Annotated in this window: 18 protein-coding genes; 4 read left to right on the top strand and 14 right to left on the bottom strand. The window is 65.9% G+C overall.

Annotated elements, in window-relative coordinates; all coding sequences use genetic code 11:
* Positions 1-70 precede the first annotated feature (70 nt).
* Positions 71-2,422: a GH92 family glycosyl hydrolase gene (locus CR919_RS02070; RefSeq protein ID WP_099818615.1), complete on the bottom strand. Its 2,352-nt coding sequence runs from the start codon at positions 2,420-2,422 to the stop codon at positions 71-73.
* A gap of 463 nt (positions 2,423-2,885) precedes the next feature.
* On the opposite strand from CR919_RS02070, the gene CR919_RS02075 reads away from it, so the two are divergent.
* The gene (locus CR919_RS02075) at positions 2,886-3,134 is read left to right on the top strand and encodes a hypothetical protein (protein WP_099818616.1); all 249 of its coding nucleotides are present in this window, start codon (positions 2,886-2,888) and stop codon (positions 3,132-3,134) included.
* A gap of 98 nt (positions 3,135-3,232) precedes the next feature.
* On the opposite strand, the gene CR919_RS02080 is transcribed toward CR919_RS02075, so the two are convergent.
* Together CR919_RS02080 and CR919_RS02085 are read right to left on the bottom strand one after the other, a co-directional pair.
* The gene (locus tag CR919_RS02080) at positions 3,233-3,556 is read right to left on the bottom strand and encodes a thioredoxin family protein (protein ID WP_099818617.1); all 324 of its coding nucleotides are present in this window, start codon (positions 3,554-3,556) and stop codon (positions 3,233-3,235) included.
* Positions 3,557-3,560: 4 nt separating this feature from the next.
* Entirely contained in the window at positions 3,561-3,977 is a 417-nt protein-coding gene (locus tag CR919_RS02085) for a host attachment family protein (RefSeq protein WP_099818618.1), read from the bottom strand.
* A gap of 583 nt (positions 3,978-4,560) precedes the next feature.
* On the opposite strand from CR919_RS02085, the gene proP reads away from it, so the two are divergent.
* Positions 4,561-6,048 carry a glycine betaine/L-proline transporter ProP gene (gene proP, locus CR919_RS02090; protein WP_099818619.1) on the top strand — a complete coding sequence of 496 codons (1,488 nt, stop codon included), beginning with the start codon at positions 4,561-4,563 and terminating at the stop codon, positions 6,046-6,048.
* A 49-nt stretch (positions 6,049-6,097) separates the two neighbouring features.
* On the opposite strand, the gene CR919_RS02095 is transcribed toward proP, so the two are convergent.
* Genes CR919_RS02095 through CR919_RS02110 form a run of 4 tightly spaced genes read right to left on the bottom strand, consistent with a single transcriptional unit; the run spans position 6,098 to position 8,390 of the window.
* Positions 6,098-6,697 carry a hypothetical protein gene (locus tag CR919_RS02095; protein WP_099818620.1) on the bottom strand — a complete coding sequence of 200 codons (600 nt, stop codon included), beginning with the start codon at positions 6,695-6,697 and terminating at the stop codon, positions 6,098-6,100.
* A 38-nt stretch (positions 6,698-6,735) separates the two neighbouring features.
* A complete protein-coding gene (locus tag CR919_RS02100; RefSeq protein WP_099818622.1) occupies positions 6,736-7,356 on the bottom strand; it encodes a hypothetical protein in 621 nt (206 codons plus the stop codon).
* Between the two features lie 35 nt (positions 7,357-7,391).
* A complete protein-coding gene (locus CR919_RS02105; protein ID WP_099818624.1) occupies positions 7,392-8,045 on the bottom strand; it encodes a hypothetical protein in 654 nt (217 codons plus the stop codon).
* A 3-nt stretch (positions 8,046-8,048) separates the two neighbouring features.
* Entirely contained in the window at positions 8,049-8,390 is a 342-nt protein-coding gene (locus CR919_RS02110) for a type II toxin-antitoxin system prevent-host-death family antitoxin (protein WP_099818625.1), read from the bottom strand.
* A 339-nt stretch (positions 8,391-8,729) separates the two neighbouring features.
* On the opposite strand from CR919_RS02110, the gene CR919_RS02115 reads away from it, so the two are divergent.
* Positions 8,730-9,128 carry an OsmC family protein gene (locus CR919_RS02115; protein WP_099818627.1) on the top strand — a complete coding sequence of 133 codons (399 nt, stop codon included), beginning with the start codon at positions 8,730-8,732 and terminating at the stop codon, positions 9,126-9,128.
* 34 nt (positions 9,129-9,162) lie between these two features.
* On the opposite strand, the gene CR919_RS02120 is transcribed toward CR919_RS02115, so the two are convergent.
* From CR919_RS02120 to CR919_RS02145, 6 genes are all read right to left on the bottom strand, one after another.
* Positions 9,163-9,492, bottom strand: coding sequence for a hypothetical protein (locus CR919_RS02120; RefSeq protein WP_099818628.1), 330 nt, complete (start codon positions 9,490-9,492; stop codon positions 9,163-9,165).
* Positions 9,493-9,589: 97 nt separating this feature from the next.
* A complete protein-coding gene (locus CR919_RS02125; protein ID WP_099818629.1) occupies positions 9,590-11,329 on the bottom strand; it encodes a putative porin in 1,740 nt (579 codons plus the stop codon).
* A gap of 42 nt (positions 11,330-11,371) precedes the next feature.
* On the bottom strand, positions 11,372-12,070 hold the full coding sequence (locus tag CR919_RS02130; RefSeq protein ID WP_099818631.1) for a cell envelope integrity protein TolA: 699 nt from the start codon (positions 12,068-12,070) through the stop codon (positions 11,372-11,374).
* Between the two features lie 3 nt (positions 12,071-12,073).
* Positions 12,074-12,487: a biopolymer transporter ExbD gene (locus CR919_RS02135; RefSeq protein WP_089235818.1), complete on the bottom strand. Its 414-nt coding sequence runs from the start codon at positions 12,485-12,487 to the stop codon at positions 12,074-12,076.
* A 10-nt stretch (positions 12,488-12,497) separates the two neighbouring features.
* A complete protein-coding gene (locus CR919_RS02140) occupies positions 12,498-14,282 on the bottom strand; it encodes a MotA/TolQ/ExbB proton channel family protein (RefSeq protein WP_099818632.1) in 1,785 nt (594 codons plus the stop codon).
* A gap of 37 nt (positions 14,283-14,319) precedes the next feature.
* Positions 14,320-15,936 (bottom strand): ShlB/FhaC/HecB family hemolysin secretion/activation protein, encoded by a 1,617-nt coding sequence (locus tag CR919_RS02145; protein ID WP_099818634.1) that lies wholly within the window; start codon positions 15,934-15,936, stop codon positions 14,320-14,322.
* Positions 15,937-16,137: 201 nt separating this feature from the next.
* Between CR919_RS02145 and CR919_RS02150 the strand changes: the two genes are divergently transcribed.
* Positions 16,138-16,479, top strand: coding sequence for a hypothetical protein (locus tag CR919_RS02150; RefSeq protein ID WP_099818635.1), 342 nt, complete (start codon positions 16,138-16,140; stop codon positions 16,477-16,479).
* 7 nt (positions 16,480-16,486) lie between these two features.
* Here the strand turns inward: CR919_RS02150 and CR919_RS02155 are convergent, their stop codons facing one another.
* On the bottom strand, positions 16,487-16,945 hold the full coding sequence (locus CR919_RS02155; protein ID WP_099818636.1) for a general secretion pathway protein: 459 nt from the start codon (positions 16,943-16,945) through the stop codon (positions 16,487-16,489).
* Positions 16,946-16,986: the final 41 nt, after the last annotated feature.

A 16,986-nucleotide genomic window follows, 5' to 3' on the forward strand; every position in this document is an offset into this window, starting at 1 on the left:
CATGCCAACCAAGGTTGGCATCTACCAGATCACGCCACATCGGTAGTCGCCCACCTTGGTGGGCGCTGCGTCACGGGCTCATCGAATACGGCGCCTGCGCGCCCTGCCCCGGCCAGTCCTTGTTCGGTTCGGCCTGCATGGTGAAGTGCAGCTCACCACCGGCCAGGATCTCATCGTGGCGCAGGAAGGTGCGCTGCAACGGCTTGCCGTTGAGGGTCACGCTGCCGACATAGGTGTGCTTGTCGCCCAGGCCTTCGGCCACGATGGTGAAGGTCTTTCCGTTCGGCAACCGCATTGCGGTCTTCGGCAGGAACGGCCGGCCGAGGATGTACTCGCCCGAGCCCGGCGCCACCGGGTAGAAGCCCAGCGCGGTGAACACATACCACGCCGACATCTGGCCCACGTCATCGTTGCCAGCCAGGCCATCGGGGCGATCGGCGTACTGGGTGTCCATGATCTGCTTCAGGCGTGCCTGCGTGCGCCACGGCTGGCCGGCATACGAGTACAGGTAAGCCACGTGGTGGCTGGGTTCGTTGCCATGCGCATACCAGCCGATCAGGCCGGTGATGTCTTCCATGTGTTCGAAGATGGCCGGATCGACCTTGGCGTTGAACACTTCATCCAGGCGCGCCAGCAGCTTGTCGCTGCCACCGTGCGCGGCGGCCAGGCCTGCCACGTCCTGCGGCACGTACCACGAGTACTGCCAGGCATTGCCTTCGGTGTAGTCGGTGCCGTAACCACTGGCGCTGGGGTCGAACGGCGTGCGGAAGCTGCCATCGCGCTTGCGCGCACGCATGAAACCGGTGTCCTTGTCGAAGGCATTGCGCCAGTTGCCGGCACGCTTGTCGAAGGTCGCTGCCACATCGGCCTTGCCCATCGCCTGCGCCATGCGCGCGATGGTCCAGTCATCGAAGGCGTATTCCAGCGTCTTGCTGGCCGCTTCACCTTCTTCGTCGATCGGCACGTAGCCCAGCTCACGGTACTGCGCGATGCCATCGTAAGGACCGTAGTTGGCGGTCTCCACCATCGCCTTCAGCGCCTTGTCGGCGTCGAAACCACGGATGCCCTTCACGTAGGCATCGGCGATCACCGGCACCGCGTGGTAGCCGATCATGCACCAGTCTTCCAGGCCATGGAACGACCACACCGGCAACATGCCGTAAGGGCTGTGCTCGTGATGGGCCAGCATGGAATTGACGAAATCGCTGTTGCGCTTTTCCGGCTGCACCAGGGTCAGCAGCGGGTGCAGCGCCCGGTAGGTGTCCCACAGCGAGAACGTCGAATAGTTCGTATAGCCCTTGGCCTGGTGCACGGCGTTGTCGGCGCCGCGGTACTGGCCGTCGGCATCCATGAACAGCGTCGGCCCCAGCAGCGTGTGGTACAGCGCGGTGTAGGCGCTGCGACGTGCATGCTCCGGCGCATCGATATCCAGCACCGACAACGCCTGCGTCCACTCCTGTTTTGCCTGCGCACGCACGCGGTCGAAATCGAAGCCGGCCACTTCGGCATCCAGGTTGGCGATGGCGCCCGCCTCGCTGACCGGCGAAATGGCCACCTTCACCACCAGCGGCGCGTCAAGCTTGCCGAAGTTGAAGGTACCTACCAGCTGCCGCCCCTCGATCTGCGCGCGCTGCTTCGGGTCCTTCTCGCCCGGCGGCGCAAAGCCCTTGTAGACGATGTCCTGTTCGGTGTTGTGCAGTTCGTGGCTGGACAGCGGCCGCGAGAACCGCATCGCGAAATACAGCTGGCGGCCAGCGGCCCAACCGCGGGTCTCGCGGAAACCGGTGACTGTGCCATCGTCGCGCACGCGCACCCGCGACCACAGGATCTTGCCCGGGTAGTCATACATGCTGGTACGCATGTCCAGCAGCACCTTGGCCTCGGCGCCCTTCGGGAACGCATAGCGATGCACGCCCACGCGCGCGCTGGTGGTCAGCTCGGCGCGCACCTTGTAGTCGTCCAGGGTGACCGCGTAGTAGCCCGGCTCGGCCTTCTCGTCGTCGTGGCGGAAGCGCGAGGCGTAACCGCTGCGAGGCTTTTCAGGGTCGCCGCGCTCCAGGCCCGGGCTGCCGGTGAACGGCATCAACAGGATGTCGCCCAGGTCTGAATGGCCGGTGCCAGAAAAATGCATGTGCGAGAAGCCGACGATGCTGCTGTCGTCATAGCGATAGCCCGCCGCCCAGCCGTAGGCCTTCTCTCGCGGCTGGATGCGCGTATCCGGGCTGAGCTGGACCATGCCGAACGGCACCGTCGCACCGGGGTAGGTGTGCCCCTCGCCGCCGGTGCCGATGAACGGATCGACCGAAGCATAGGCCTTGTCGGCGGCGGTCTTGGCCGGGGCAGCCGCAGCCAAGCCGGAGGCGAACATCGCCGTGGCGGCGACAGCGATCAGGAGACGACGGTCCAGCGTGGGCATCGGCATTTGGATCGATTCAGGTGGTGGTCAGATCCTAGCACCGGGGTGGCGGTGTCGCATGCTGCAGTGCGGATGCCGCCTTCAACCTGTGCCTCTGCAACCAATTGAATGGATCGGCGCTGGGATTGAATGGATGCTGGCGAGGCTGGCACGCCAATTTCGATGCGAAAGCGCAACCGGTTGTCGGAATGGGCACTACTGAAAAATATCAGCCCGTAAATGGAGACTTCCAGATCCAATGCCTATTGGAACAGACCGCCATTGCGTGTGCAGGATGTCCGCGCAGCGCGAACGCACGCTGCCGGGTGTGGAACCCCGAAATGAGCCTTGGGAGCTGCTTGCCGTGACTACGGCGGGCGGTGCGCGGCGGCCGCATGGCCCTCCGGCTTTTCCCAAAGCTCAGCCGAAGTTCCAACCCCGCACCGCCCGCCACCCTTGCGGTGGCCACGTCCCCTCAAGGAGCCATCGCATGTCGCATGAACCGCCCATCCTGACCCCGGAAATGGAATCCCTGTTCTTCCGCATCGAGCACGCCCTGAACACCGCGGAGGGCATGGCGATGATGATCGGCGAGAACGAACCGGCCGACCCGCAGGCGCATCTGCGCCCGGGCTACAACCTGCAGAAGATCACGGTGGCGATGATGGCACTGAGCCAGCATGGTCGGCGGTTGCTGCATGAACTGCGCGAGCAGCATGTGCGGGTGACGCTGCATTGACGCGTGTAGAGCCGAGCCCATGCTCGACTCTGGTGTGATCGAGCACTACGGTTGGTGACGGAGCACGCCGAGCATGGCCTCGGCTCTAAGGGAGGCGGTCAATCCGGCAGCGCGCTCTGCAGTGTGGCGAGATCTGCCGCATCCACCGGCCGCACCACGCGCGCCACTTCCTTGCCGTCACGCAACAGGACCACCGTCGGCCACAGCTTCACCTGGAACGAGCGGCCCAGCGGTTTGCCCTTGCCATCTTCGATCTTCCAGTGCGGCAGATCATGCGCATCCACGAAGGCCTGCAGTGCCGGTTGCGCGGCCTGGCAATGGCCGCACCACGGGGCGCCGAATTCCAGCAGCAGCAAACCGGCCTGCGCATCCACCTCCGCGCGGGCCGGTTCGGCTGCAACGTGATCACGCATGAAGGGCATGCGGTTACGCCTGCAGCGTGCGCTGAATGTCTTCCAGCGGCGCGTTGGTCAGATCCTTGGCGATGTCGACCAGCATCCGCGCCTGCGTCTCCTTGTGCAACAACGGACGGATGCGACCCAACGTGGTGGGATCGGCGATCAGCACCAGATGCGCATAGCGGTTGTTGAGCGCGTCTTCGTTGAGCTGCTCGGCGACCTGCTTGGCGAAGGTCGCTTCGTTGAGCTGCGAGATCGACATGTCCTTGGGCACCGCGCCCGACGGCCCCTGTCCGGACACACCCTGCTCGCTGATGTCCTGCAGGCGCAGCTCGCCTTCCTGCTTCAAGGTGAGCTTCTGCTCGCTGCCGACGTTGGTGAACACGCGGGCCGAGCCACCATCGGCGACGATAACCAGGGTGCCTTCGGGAATTCGACGGGTCATGCGTTACTCCTTGCGTTGGTTCGTAACCACCGTAAAAGGCGTGGCGTGAGCGAGGTGAGCACAACATGTTCATTCGATGTGCGTGGGTCATCTGCATGAACAGGCAAGATGGAACGCTGCGTTCGTACCAGCGCGATTCTCGGCACGCTCACACTGTAACCGTTATCATGAACGCATGATCGACACGACCCACTGCGCGTCAGCACTTGTTGCTGGCATGCGGGAAGCACTGCCGACCGGCGCTTCGCTTTCCATCATTGCATCCCCCTCGCCTTTCCATCGCCTCGCGCTGGATCCCGGCGGATGACGCCTGCGGGCCCCGCCCGCCTGTCCCCTGCGGCTGCCACCACCACACGTGCACTGACGCGGCCTGACACGTAATCGGACCCATCCGATTGTCCCGCGTTCTGGCAGCGGGCAATGCTTGTCGCGTGCGCGGCGTTTGATCGCACACACCTTTCGCCCCGTTCCGGGCCTTCCATTCGATGCCCCTGCGCCTGCTGCGCCAGCATCGCCGTTTCCGACTTTCGGGACATCCGTACCGCCCATTCCACTCCATTTCCATTCTTCCAAGGGAGTCCCCATGCAGGACAACTCCGATGCCCATGCCCATTTCGGCTGGTTCAAACGCCGCCGCCATCTGAAGGTCGACGAGATCACCGTTGTCGACAAGCCCATGCTCAAGCGCGCCGTGGGCGCCGCTGCACTGGGCAATGCGATGGAATGGTTCGACTTCGGTGTCTATGGCTATCTTGCCGTCACCATCGGCCAGGTGTTCTTCCCCTCCAGCAACCCCACCGCGCAGGTGATCGCTGCGTTCGCCACGTTCACCGTGGCCTTCCTGGTACGCCCGCTGGGCGGCATGGTCTTCGGGCCCCTGGGCGACCGCTACGGGCGCCAGAAGGTACTGGCCTTCACCATGATCATGATGGCACTGGGCACCTTCGCCATCGGCCTGATTCCCTCTTACGAACGCATCGGCATCTGGGCGCCGGTGCTGCTGCTGCTCGCGCGCGTGGTGCAGGGCTTTTCCACCGGTGGCGAGTATGGCGGCGCGGCAACCTTCATTGCCGAGTACTCCACCGACCGCAACCGCGGCCTGATGGGCAGCTGGCTGGAGTTCGGCACGCTGGGCGGTTATATCGCCGGTGCCGGTACGGTCACCGCCCTGCACATGCTGCTGAGCAGCGAACAGATGCTGGACTGGGGCTGGCGCATTCCGTTCCTGGTGGCCGGCCCACTCGGCCTGCTGGGCCTGTACATGCGCATGCGGCTGGAGGAAACGCCGGCGTTCCGTGCCTATGCAGAGGAAGCGGAGAAGCGTGACCACGAACGTCCGGGCCTGGGTGAACTGCTGCGTGTGCACGGTCGCCAGCTGATCGTGTGCATGGGCTTGGTGCTGGTGTTCAACGTTACCGACTACATGCTGCTGACCTACATGCCCAGCTACCTGAGCGTGACCATGGGGTACGCGGAGAGCAAGGGCCTGCTGCTGATCATCATCGTGATGCTGGTGATGATGCCGTTGAACATCGTCGGTGGCCTTTTCAGCGACAAGCTGGGCCGGCGCCCGATGATCATCGGCGCCTGCATCGCGCTGCTGGTGCTGGCGGTGCCGAGCCTGCTGCTGGTGGGCAGCGGCAACGACTGGCTGATCTTCCTTGGGCTGATGCTGCTGGGCCTGGCGCTGGTGTGCTTCACCAGTTCGATGCCGTCCACGCTGCCGGCACTGTTCTATACGCCGGTGCGCTACAGCGCGCTGTCCATTGCGTTCAACGTGTCGGTGTCGCTGTTCGGTGGCACCACGCCGCTGGTGACCGCCTGGCTGGTGGAGCGCACCGGCGATCCGCTGGTGCCGGCCTACTACCTGATGGGCGCGGCGGTGATCGGCCTGATCACGATGATCTTCGTGAAGGAAACCGCCGGCCTGCCACTGCGCGGTTCGCCGCCGGCCGTGGGCTGCAACAAGGAGGCGGCCGCGCTGTTGAAGAGCGATGCGCCGGTGACGGTGGACCGCGCCCTGCCGCCGTTGCCGGACCTGGCCGAGCCGGAACAGGTGACCCCGGCCTAAGTGCCAGGGGCAGCGCCGGGCAGTGCCTGGCGCTGCCGGCTGCGCAGCGCTAGTCGGCGCGGGTCAGCTTGCCCGGGGTCCAGCGCAGGGTCCAGACATAGTCGCCATCCGGCGGGCAGACATGCTTGTAGCCCACGACATCGCAGGTGCTCGCACCGGCAACGACCTTGAACGCGACGATGATGCGGTCACCTTCGATCCTGATGGAATGCACGGCACCCGGAATCTGCTCGCCCGCATCATCGCCGTAACCTGACGCGCGGATGGCGGCGAAGTCCTCTGCCTCCACAGGCGACAGGCTCTTGGGGTTTTCCTTGCCGCGTGGATCATCCGCTGCCAGCGCCGTCATCACCGCAATCACATTGCTCTGTGCGAACGAGCCACCGGTATAGGTCGACGTATAGAGATATATGACCTCCGCACGACCATCACCGTCCAGGTCGGCAACGGCGGTCCACACCGGGCGGAAATCACTTTCGATGTCATCGCCGGGGATACGCCGCAACGAGGCCTCGGCTGCGTGGAACGCCTGTACCAGGCTCGGTGGCGATGCCTTCGATGCCGCAAATACCGGGTCACAACCGACCAGCGCCCAAAATGCGAATGCGGAAGGCAACAGGATGGAACGGGAAAATGCAGATCCGTGCATGGTGTTCTCCTTGGTGAATGGCGCAGCCGGTAATGCGGTTACTCGGCGCGGGTCAGCTTGCCCGGGGCCCAGCGGTACACCCAGGCATGCTGCCCTTCCGGTGGGCAGGTCACCTTGCCACGCACGCACAGCTTTGAATTGCGGGTGCTGTTGAAGGTGACGCGGATACGGTCGCCGTCCATGGTGATCGTTTCCATTTCGCCGGGAATGTGCACGGCAGCGTCATCGGCGTAACCGGATGCGCGGATCAACGCGTAGGTTTCGTCGTCATAGGCGGATTTGCCCGGCGATGCGGCCTGGCCCCGTGCATCGCCTTCGGCCAGCGGGGTCATCACCACCAGTTCGTTGAGCTGCATTGCGCTGCCGGTCTGGGTCGCGGTGTAGAGATAAACGATTTCCGGGCGGCCATCGCCATCGAGGTCGGCATTACCGGCCCACAGCGGGCGGTAGTCATACTGGCTGTCGGTGCCCGGGTGCAGGCGCAGGGACGCCTCGGCGGTACGACGTGCCTTGTCGTAGCTCATCGGCTCGTTCTTCGCCTCGTCCTTGACGTCGGCCGGCGTTGCATCCTGGGCAAGCAGCGGCGCCGCCACCGTCAATGCCATGGCCGCCACCAGCGCGCGCAGGCCGATGGCCTGCCAGTGCTTCCGCTCGTACATCCCTGTTCCTCGATCACTGAATCTGCGGAGTCGGATCATCGCACAGGCGGGCCGGCGAGCGGCGTGCTGTCGGCATGCAGTTCCATCGCGCGCATGACGATGGGCTTGGCCCAGTCCGGGGTGTGCAGCAGTTCCACCACTGACACCGGATACTGCAGGCCCTTGCGATCCAGCGCCAGCACAGGCAAGGGGGCAACACGTCCGTAGCGATCGGCCGGCGCGCTGTTGTCGTACACGTGCAGTTCGGCCAGGTGCGGCATCAATGCCAGCAGGTTCTCGCGCGCGGAATCGAAGCGTGCGCGGATCTTGTCCTGCGGGATGTCGTGGCCACCGCCAGCAACACGCGCCGCTACGCGCGACACATGCAGTTCGACAGTGGCCAACCCGCAGAACCAGATCGCCACGTCGTGCTGGCTGCAGGCCTCGCGCAACAGACGCGGAATGGTGTTGCCGCCCAAGGTGGTTTCAAAGGCAAAATCGCTGCCGTCGGCGATCGCCTGGCGCAGCCGTCGTGCGCCTTCCTGCCACGCTTCAGCGTTGGCTTCGGCCAACGGCCAGCCCGCCTCCACCAGCCGTCGGGTAAAGCTGTCCGGGTTGTACCAGCCCAGGCCGTCGGCCTCCAGCCAGGTACCGAGCAGCGAACTCTTGCCGGCGCCGTTGACGCCGGCCAACGCCAGGATCCGCCCCATGAGTCAGAGCGGACGGCCGAGCGCGACCTTGTGGCCGCGGCGGATCGGCTTGCCCATCACCTTGCCCAGCCCCTCACCCTGCTGCAGCCCGGCCAGCGCCTGGTCGAACTCGGTACGCAGGCGCGAGAGCACGTCGCTGCGCTCGTCGGTATCGCTGCCACTGGCCCTGGCCAGCAGCTCCTGGTAGGTCTTGATGTCCACGATCACCGCTTCAGGGTGGTTGTGGTTGGTGATGACCAGCGCCTGCTTCTCGCGCACGGTACGCATCAGGCTGGGCCAGCCACGGGTCTTGACCGAGGACGCCGGGGCCTTGTCGAGGCCGGGCAGGTCGAGCGGGAGGGTCATGGCACGGCTCCAGCGGAAGGATAGGAGGCCACTATACCCAATTTGGCCAAATTGGGGATAAATGCCCCCCCGCCCTTCCGCCCCGGCGGACGGGCGCGCACACGACTGGCAACGGGCTCCGCCGGGAGGGGGAACTGACATCCGCTCAGCCAGCATGCCGCCAATGCGTACGTGCAGCAGTGCGATTGGGTAGGCCAGCCGCAGTGTGCCCCGCGGTGGCACGGCCGGCATCCAGTTCTCGTACGATCGTACGGAGTGATTCCGTGGCGGCTCCGGCTCCGGCTGGCGCCGCCCTTTCCTGCAGCCGAGCATGGCTCGGCGCTACAACCGGGGATTCCCATGGCCTACGCACGCATTGTTTCGACCGCCGACAACTACCTGCACCACATCAGCAACGGCCATTTCGACGTCGCGGCCGATGAGCCGGCCTCGCTCGGTGGCCAGGGCAAGGGCTTTGCCCCGTTCGACCTGTACCTGGCCTCGCTGGCCGCGTGTACCGCCATCACCCTGCGCATGTATGCCCAGCGCAAGGGCTGGGAGCTGGGCGAGTTCCACGCCGAGCTGCGTTCCGAACGTGATGCGGACGGGCGCTTCCACGTGCACCGTGTGCTGCATGCCACTGGCGAACTGAGTGATGCGCAGTGGCAGCGCCTGTTGGAGGTGGTGGAGAAGACCCCGGTGACGCTGGTGATGCGCGAGGGTGCACGGATCACCAGCGAGCGCGGGGCGGCAGCATAAGCGCATCCACGCATGGCGTGGATCTACTGGCCCCTCAACGCCGTGAATGCAGCACGGTGCGCTGGCGCATGGCGTTGAATTCCTGTTCGACCTGCTGGATGTCTTCGGCCTGGAAGCCGGCGGCATCCAGCAGCTGATCGGCGGCCGCGGCAGCCAGCGGATCATCCTCGCGCTGGCGCCAGCAGCGTGACGGCAGGAAATAGCCGACCTCGCTGCGCCCGCGCATGATGACGACCGGGCGCCCTGCATACAGCAGGAATTCGGCCAGGTGCTGGCGCAACCCCTCCACCGAGACATAGGCCGGCCCGATGCCCAGTGTGTGTGCGGCGGGCTCGGAACTCTCGAACAGCTTGCGACGGCTCATCCACTCCTCCTTTGTGCAACGCGTGGTCTTCCTTCCTTAGACGGGCGCGTCGCCGCGCCCCCGCCACACGTGTCGTGACTGCGATCACGCTGTCCGATCAGAAACCGGTGTTGAACTCCAGCTGGAACACGTCGATCGACAACGGCGGGCCCGACACTTCCTTGGCCGCCATCCACTTGCCGCTGATCCAGCTGCGCGCATCCAGCGCATAGGCGCCGCCGACGTAGTAACCGCGCGCATTGGTACCGCCAAGGTGGAAGTTCGGATCGTTGTAAGCATCAGGCAGCGCATCGGCCTCGATCCGCTTGTAGCCCAGCAGGGCCTGCCACTGGCCCTTCTCCTTCAGCTCGGTGGCGCCGAAGGTGGCCTGCAGCATCCAGGCGGTGTCGCCGCTGCGGAAGGTATCGATGCTGGCGCTGCCACCGGCGCCGTAGTTGTTGACGATGCCGTTGTTGGCCCGGGCGAACATGGCCTGCTTGTCATAGGCCAGGTTGCGGATGTAGTCCGCGTCCAGGCGCATGCCGATGTCCTGCGCGAGCTGTGTATCCCAGCGCAGGTTGAAGGTGGCCAGGCGGAATGCCGAGGCCAGGCCCACGTACTGCGGTGTGGGCGTGTTGGCCGGATCCAGCGGATTGCGGGCGATGTCGCGGATCAGCATCAGGGTGTTGCCCTTCTGCATGAACGCCGGCCGCGACCAGTCGGTATCGCACCCAACCGCGCCTGCATACAGCGCGCACGGCGACGACAGGCGGCCACTGATGTTCTTGAAATCGTAGTAGCCCAGCGCTGCACGCAGGCTGTTGTCATCGTTGAAGCGCCAGTTCACCCCCACCTGTGCACCGGACAGCCACTTGTTCTCGTTCGGGGTCTTGACCCGGCTCTGGCTGGGAGCACTGTCGGAGGTGTACTCCAACGGCACCACCGCCAGGTTGCCGAACAGGCCGACGTCCTCAGCAATGTCGTACCTGAGATTGGCCGCCAGGCCATCGAAGTTCAGGTCGTTGGAGAACAGCGTGTCGCTGGTCCAGAACGGATTGCCGAAGCGTCCGCCGCGCACCGTCACCCAGTCGGCCGGGCTGTAGGCGAGCCATGCCTGGTCCAGCCACACGTCCTTCTTGCCCAGGCCGCCGCCAAGCTGTTCGGTGGTGGACACCGGCCCGTTGCTGCTGCCACTGGCCAGGCGCACGCCTGCGGTGGTGTGCTCGCCGATCATCGCTTCGATGCCCAGCCGTGCACGGATGCGCCACAGGTTGCGGCGGTCCTGGCGGGTGTTGAGCAGCGGCGGCAGCTGCAGGTTGGTGTTGTTGTTGGTATCGAAACCGCTGCCCGCATTCACCGAGGCCCAGTTGGTTTCGATGTCGCTGTTGCGTTCGGAGTAGAAGCGCGACTCACTGCGCACGCGCATGTCACCGGTCACCTTGATGCGCTTGGTCCACTCGGCCACTTCGTTCGGCGCGGCCCAGCCCTCGGCTTTGGCCTGCGCCATCACGTCCTGGCGCACTTCATCGCGGATGCCATCACGCACGCTCTGCGGCACGTACGGCACACGCACGTCGCCGGCTTCCAGCGCCACACCGCCGCTGCTGGCTGCGCCACTCGCAGTGACACGTTGCGCAGCCGCCGCTTCTGCTTCCGCCTGTACCAGCAGCGCCTGGCCGTCTTCGGGCTTGAGCGCGCCACTGGCAATCAACCCCTTGATCAGCTTGACCATGGTGGTTTCGGCAGCCATTGCACTGGCCGGCACGGCCAGGCTGAGCAGTACGGCGCAGCACAGCAGCGCCCGTCGGGCCGGCCGCGGGCGGCGGGATGCGGTTCGAGCGCGGTCGTGGTCGTTCATCACGGTTCTCATCGAAAGAAGGGAAATCACGGAAGTCATCGGTCAAGCGCCGGGGCGGCGCCCCTGGATCAGCACGCGCGCGGGGAAATCCAGCGACGCCGGTGGCATCTGGTCGACTTTGCCGATCTGCCGCAGCGCATCGAGCACGGCCACGTCGGCCTCCTCGTTGCCGCTGCCACGCACCAGCTCGACCTTCTCCAGCCGGCCATCCGGCGCCAGCCACACATTCACCTGCAGCTGGAAGGCCAGGCGCTTGACCCGCGCATCGCGCGAGATCGCCTGTTGCATCAGATAGCCCAGGTAGCGGCCATAGCTGGCATTGCCGGCACCGCCACGGCCGACACCGGACGAACCCCCGCCGCTGCCCGACTGGATGCCGAAGCTGTCGCCGCCGGCCTGCGCATCGGCGTCCATGGTTACCGGGTCGGCGTTGTCCGGCGTCGGCGTCGGCTCTTCGGCCGGCGTTGGCTGGTCCAGCGGTTCCGGCTCAGGCACGGTCTCTTCCGGCGGCGTCTCCGGCTCGGGCGGTTTTTCCGGTGGCGGCGGTGGTGGTGGCGGTGGTGGCAACGCCAGCATCGGCGGCTGCACCACCGGCCGGCGGGTGCTGGCGGTGTCCTTGAACAGCAGCCACCACAGGGCAATACCCAGTACCAGCAGCGCCGCCAGTACCAGCGCGATCGTCACCAGCAACTGGCGTCCGCGCGTACCAGGCTCCTGCAGGGGTGGTCGATGGCCGGCCATGCCTCAGCCCTGCGCCTTGCCGGTGACCAGGCCGACCTGGGCCAGCTCCAGCCGCCGCAGCAGGTCCAGCACCTCGACCACGCGCGCGTACTGCACCTGCGCATCACCGCGCACGATCACCGGGAAATCCGGCGAGGTTGCGCGTTCGGTACGCAGGCGGTCCTCCAGCTCGGCCATCGTCACCGGGTAGGCATCCAGGAATACCTGGCCGCTGGGGTCGATGGTGATCGCCTTGGTCTTGGGCTTCTCAAGTGCGGTGCTGTTGCTGGCCTTCGGCAGGTTGACCTCGATGCCGGGAATGGAGGCGTTGCTGGTCAGGATGAAGATCACCAGCACCACCAGCAGCACGTCGACGAAGGGCGTCACGTTGATGCCCTTCTCGCGTTTCTTGATGCCGAACTTCGCCTTATAGGCCATGGCCGGTCCCTCAGCCCTGGACCGCGGCCGGGCCGCGTCCGTCCTGCTCTTCGGCCAGGCGGGCGGCGAACTCGTCGATGAACACCGCCATGTCGGCGCCGATCGCTTCGGCGCGTGCCCCCAGCCAGTTGTAGCCGAACAGCGCCGGAATCGCGACGCCCAGGCCGGCGGCGGTACACAGCAGCGCTGCCGCCATGCCCGGGGCCACCGAGTTGATGTCCACCGCACCGGCCATCGCCGCCACCACGAACACCAGCATGATGCCGATCACGGTGCCGAACAGACCCACATACGGTGCACCCTCGATGGTGGTCGACAGCCAGTTCATGCGTCGCGCCATCGCCTCCTGTTCGCGCACCATCACCGCGTCCATCGACGCGCGGATGGCGGCGATGGTGGCCGCGCTCAGATAGCCGGAGTTGCCGTCGCGCTGATGGCGCTGCTGCATTTCATCGATGGCCACCTGGTAGATGCGCCACAGCGAGCCGTCGTGCATCGCCGTCGGCACCTTGCCCTGCCGGTCCATCTCGGACAAGGTGCGCAGCGGCACGCCGGAGAGCTTGCTGAAGCTCTCGGTGAACACCGCATTGGCCTTGCTGGTGCGGCCGAAATGACGGCTCTTGGCGATCATGATCGCCCATGACAACAGCATCATCAGGCCGAGGATGGCGACCACCACCCAGGCGTCGAACGGCATCGCCTTGAGGATGAAGGCGAAGTGGCTCTGCCCGGCCGACTGCTCGTCGGCGCCGTAGCTGATCAGGCGCGAGTCGGCGCCCTGTGCGGTGGCATCGGCCAGCAGCAGCGCCGCCGGGCGCGCCACGCGTGAGATCCGCAGTTCATCCAGCACCCCATCGAAGTTGGCCAGCGGCTGCGTCGCACCCGGTGCATCGGCGCCCACCACCGCAGCGGTGCTCAGTGCCGGCAGTTCACCACTGAGCTGGGCCACCACGCGACCGTTCAGAAACAGCTGCAGCGAACCCTTCTCGGCAGTAAGCGCGAGATGCGCCCACTGTCCTTCCGGGACCGGTTGTGCTGGCGTGCTGCGTTGACCGTTGAGCTGCACGAACGGCACGCGGTTGTCGATACCCAGCACCAGCTCGGCGCTGCCATCGCGCCGGGCGTAGACCGCCTGCGCGGTGGTCTGCGCGCCCGGTTTGATCCAGGCCGAAACGGTGAGCGGCGCGCCCGCTTCCTGTGCCAGCGAAGCGCTGGCCGGCAGCGGCAGCGGACCCGCGCCCAGCTGCACGCCACGCCCGATCACCGTGCTTTCCGCCGCAGGCACTACCGCACCGGCCGTGTTGCCGTAGGCCGTGGTATCACGCGCCGGCGCATTGGCTTCGGCAAAGTGGTAGACCAGCGTGTAGTCCGGATCGAACACCTGCTGGCCATTACCGCTGGCCGGTGCCTTCGCGTTTCCGTAGTACATCCAGATCGTCTGCGGCGCGCTGGCGGTCAGTGCTGGAACGTCCACCCAGACCAGGGCCAGGCCCAGGTTCGGGTCGAACTGCTCGATCTGATGGGCCAACACGGTGCGCCCGTCGGCAGCAACGAAGCGCAGGTCGTTGCCACCCTCCTGGGTGCCATCAAACCCGAAGTTGCCGGTATGCAGGCGCAGCAGCAGCGGGGTACGCCCGGGATTACCGGCCAACCCCGCGCCCTGTGGGCCGGCGTCGACGGTGATCGGCTTGCGGTACTTCCATTCGGCCTGCCACCAGTTGGCATCGGCCGCGGCGGCGGGCAGCGCGATCAGCGCAGCCAGCAGCAGCAACATTCGGGAAAGCAGACGGTCCATGCAAAAGGTCTCCGGAGAACGCATCTCAAGGGAAGGGTCAGTAGCTGGTGCTGATGTTGAAATGCAGGCGCGGGTCGTCCTTGCGCGTGACCGGGCCATCGGCGTAGGGCCAGGCGTAGTCCAGGCGCAACTGGAGGTGTTCGCCCAGGCGCAGCTGCGCGCCCAGCCCGACCGAGGCCAGGTTGTACTTGTCGCGCTGTTCCGGCAGCGGCTGACGCAGGCGCAGGTAGGCCGCGTCAGCGAAGCTGTACAGGCGCAGGTCGGTACCGCTCCACAGCGACCACGCCGGGGTGCGCCATTCCAGGTTGGCCAGGCCACCGTAGTCGCCGATCGCTTCGGCCGAGAGGTAGCCACGCACGGTGTACATGCCACCGGCGGCGAACTGCTCGGCCGAGACCAGCGGTGCATCGGTCGCCTGCAGCGAGCCACGCGCATACCACTGCCAGTCGTTGCCGAAGGTGTGCGTATTGGAGACATCCGCCTTGAACGCCACGAAGCTCGGGTCGGCCCAGTAGCGTTTCTGACCGAAATCGGTGGCGTTGCTGCCATAACCGAACAGGCGCCGGGTTCCCGCCACCAGCTGCGTGTTGATGCTCAGCTGATCGTTCTCGCCCTGGCGCACACCGACGAAGGCCAGGGTGATCGGCGCGTACTTCAACGGCGTCTTCAGGCTGTCCTTGCCCATCTGCGTGTCTTCTTCGGTGTCCTTGAAGTCCACGCCGAGGCTGAGCTGGCGCCACCACTGGCTGCTGCCGGCCAGGCGGTAGTTGAGCTTGAGACCAATGGAATGACCGTTGCCGATCACGTTGGTGCCGGTGCCGGTACCGACCTGCCCGCCTGCATTCAGTACGCGGCTGTCGGACTTGTAGCCCGATGCCTCCAGGCTCCACGGCGTGCCCTCGAAGGGGACCGTGTAGGACGCAGAGAACACCTTTGCCTGGTCGGTGTCTTCCGGCGCGATGAACACGCCGATGCTCGCGCTGTGTCCACGCCGCCACAGGTTGTCGTGGGCCAGCGATGCACTAAGCCGTAGCTTCTCGGTGTCGGCACTGTGATCGTTGTTGAGTGCCGCGCTCGCGCGCCACGGCGACTTCTCTTCCACCTGCAGGTCCACATCCATGGTGCCCGGCACCTGGCCTTCGCGCACCAGCGGCAGCACCTGGCGACGACCACCTTCGTTCAGCGCAGTCAGTTCCTTCTGCGCCTGGTCGAAGTCCGGCACCCGCCCCTCAGCCAACGCCGGTACCCGCTCGCGGATGCGTTCGGGTGAGTCATGGCGGGCACCGACCACGCGCAGCTGGCCAATGGGCGTTTGCTGCACCTTCAGCAGCACCACGCCCGCGTTGACCTGCTGTTCGGGCAGCTCCACATAGACCGATTGGTAGCCGGCCTGCTGGTACAGCGCGTTGACTGCATCACGCGCCTTCTCGACATCGGCGAGCGTTTTTCCGGGGCCGAGGAACGGTTCGACCGCGCGTTCGATCTGGCGCGCATCGAGCACGGTGTTGCCGCGCACGATGTACTCGTTGATGTTCACCGTGGGCGCTGGCGCGGCGTCCTGCGCGAGCACTGAAAAGGGCAACGACGCCAGGGCCAGCAACAAAGGATGCAGGCGCAGCGGAAGGCGAACGGCACGGCACGGAACGGGAGTCATCGAAGGCATCGCGTCGTATCGAAGGGAATGGCCAGGGAGCGGCGCGTGGGTCTACCAACAGGACGTGCAGGCCGCGTCAAAACCGCCAACAGTTTTGTGACAGCACTGTCATCTGTTGACGATGCTGAAACAGGCGCAGGCGGACACTTCGCCTGGTGCACGTCTTCATTGCAGAGCGCCTGCTGCCTCGGGAGATTCAAGATGCACGCCACCCTGCTTACGCCGAACCGCCGTGCCCTCTGTATGGCGTTGGTCCTGGGGCTGGCTTCGCCTTGGGCGCGGGCCGACCAGGCCGCCAAACAGGCAGACGCAGCGCCATGCATCGAAGTACAGGTCAATGGCGAGCGCATCCCCGCCTGGGACTGCCTGCAACGCAAGCTGGCGCCGACGGAGAGCGCAGCCGCCCGCCCTGCTCTTCCCGAAGCCGAACGCGTGATGCGCAAGCCCGGCAACCAGATGCTGCAGTACAACCTGGAAGGCACGCGGCAACGCATGGGCGATGCGTTCGGGCGTTCGGTGGTGCCACAGCGCCCGGCGCGCTGAGCCGTGTTCAGTGCCGCCCCAGCGCGGCGGGAACGATGCCATCGGTGGGCAGGGGCGGCAGTTCGGGCACGGGCAGCGAGCGCGGCTGTCCTGCCTGCTGCAGTTCAACCGCGTTGGCGCTGATCGCTGCCAGTACGGTAGATGGACCCAGCCGCTGGCCTGGAGCATAGGCCTGCGCAGGCGCCCCATCCACCGACAGCAGCGCCAGCGGCGCCTGCCGCCCAGCCATTACGCCCAGCACGCTCACATCGGTCTGCACCGCGCCGGGCGAGAGCAGCCGCACCAGCGGTGCGCTGGCAGCGTCGTCGACGGCCGGGGCAGCGGGTACGGTAACCTGCACCGCGGCCGCGGCCACGCGAGCCGGCGCCATGAACAGGGCCATGCCCCAGTATCCCGCCACGGCCAGCAGCAGCATGGCCGCCAGCAGGGTCAACGTGCGATTGCGATCCCAACGCCTGCCGTCCATGTTCCGCACCTTCGCCAGGGTCCTGTGCGGCCACGCTAGCA

The sequence above is a fragment of the Stenotrophomonas sp. LMG 10879 genome (genome assembly GCF_002750935.1).
Lineage (GTDB): Bacteria > Pseudomonadota > Gammaproteobacteria > Xanthomonadales > Xanthomonadaceae > Stenotrophomonas > Stenotrophomonas lactitubi_B.

Coding starts and splice junctions, on each gene's coding strand:
- CR919_RS02120 (WP_099818628.1), bottom strand. CDS start 9,492: ATGAGCCGTCGCAAGCTGTTCGAGAGTTCCGAGCCCGCCGCACACACA.
- CR919_RS02125 (WP_099818629.1), bottom strand. CDS start 11,329: ATGAACGACCACGACCGCGCTCGAACCGCATCCCGCCGCCCGCGGCCG.
- CR919_RS02100 (WP_099818622.1), bottom strand. CDS start 7,356: ATGTACGAGCGGAAGCACTGGCAGGCCATCGGCCTGCGCGCGCTGGTG.
- CR919_RS02075 (WP_099818616.1), top strand. CDS start 2,886: ATGTCGCATGAACCGCCCATCCTGACCCCGGAAATGGAATCCCTGTTC.
- CR919_RS02150 (WP_099818635.1), top strand. CDS start 16,138: ATGCACGCCACCCTGCTTACGCCGAACCGCCGTGCCCTCTGTATGGCG.
- CR919_RS02115 (WP_099818627.1), top strand. CDS start 8,730: ATGGCCTACGCACGCATTGTTTCGACCGCCGACAACTACCTGCACCAC.
- CR919_RS02135 (WP_089235818.1), bottom strand. CDS start 12,487: ATGGCCTATAAGGCGAAGTTCGGCATCAAGAAACGCGAGAAGGGCATC.
- CR919_RS02140 (WP_099818632.1), bottom strand. CDS start 14,282: ATGGACCGTCTGCTTTCCCGAATGTTGCTGCTGCTGGCTGCGCTGATC.
- CR919_RS02080 (WP_099818617.1), bottom strand. CDS start 3,556: ATGCCCTTCATGCGTGATCACGTTGCAGCCGAACCGGCCCGCGCGGAG.
- CR919_RS02085 (WP_099818618.1), bottom strand. CDS start 3,977: ATGACCCGTCGAATTCCCGAAGGCACCCTGGTTATCGTCGCCGATGGT.
- CR919_RS02095 (WP_099818620.1), bottom strand. CDS start 6,697: ATGCACGGATCTGCATTTTCCCGTTCCATCCTGTTGCCTTCCGCATTC.
- CR919_RS02145 (WP_099818634.1), bottom strand. CDS start 15,936: ATGACTCCCGTTCCGTGCCGTGCCGTTCGCCTTCCGCTGCGCCTGCAT.
- CR919_RS02130 (WP_099818631.1), bottom strand. CDS start 12,070: ATGGCCGGCCATCGACCACCCCTGCAGGAGCCTGGTACGCGCGGACGC.
- CR919_RS02105 (WP_099818624.1), bottom strand. CDS start 8,045: ATGGGGCGGATCCTGGCGTTGGCCGGCGTCAACGGCGCCGGCAAGAGT.
- CR919_RS02155 (WP_099818636.1), bottom strand. CDS start 16,945: ATGGACGGCAGGCGTTGGGATCGCAATCGCACGTTGACCCTGCTGGCG.
- proP (WP_099818619.1), top strand. CDS start 4,561: ATGCAGGACAACTCCGATGCCCATGCCCATTTCGGCTGGTTCAAACGC.
- CR919_RS02070 (WP_099818615.1), bottom strand. CDS start 2,422: ATGCCGATGCCCACGCTGGACCGTCGTCTCCTGATCGCTGTCGCCGCC.
- CR919_RS02110 (WP_099818625.1), bottom strand. CDS start 8,390: ATGACCCTCCCGCTCGACCTGCCCGGCCTCGACAAGGCCCCGGCGTCC.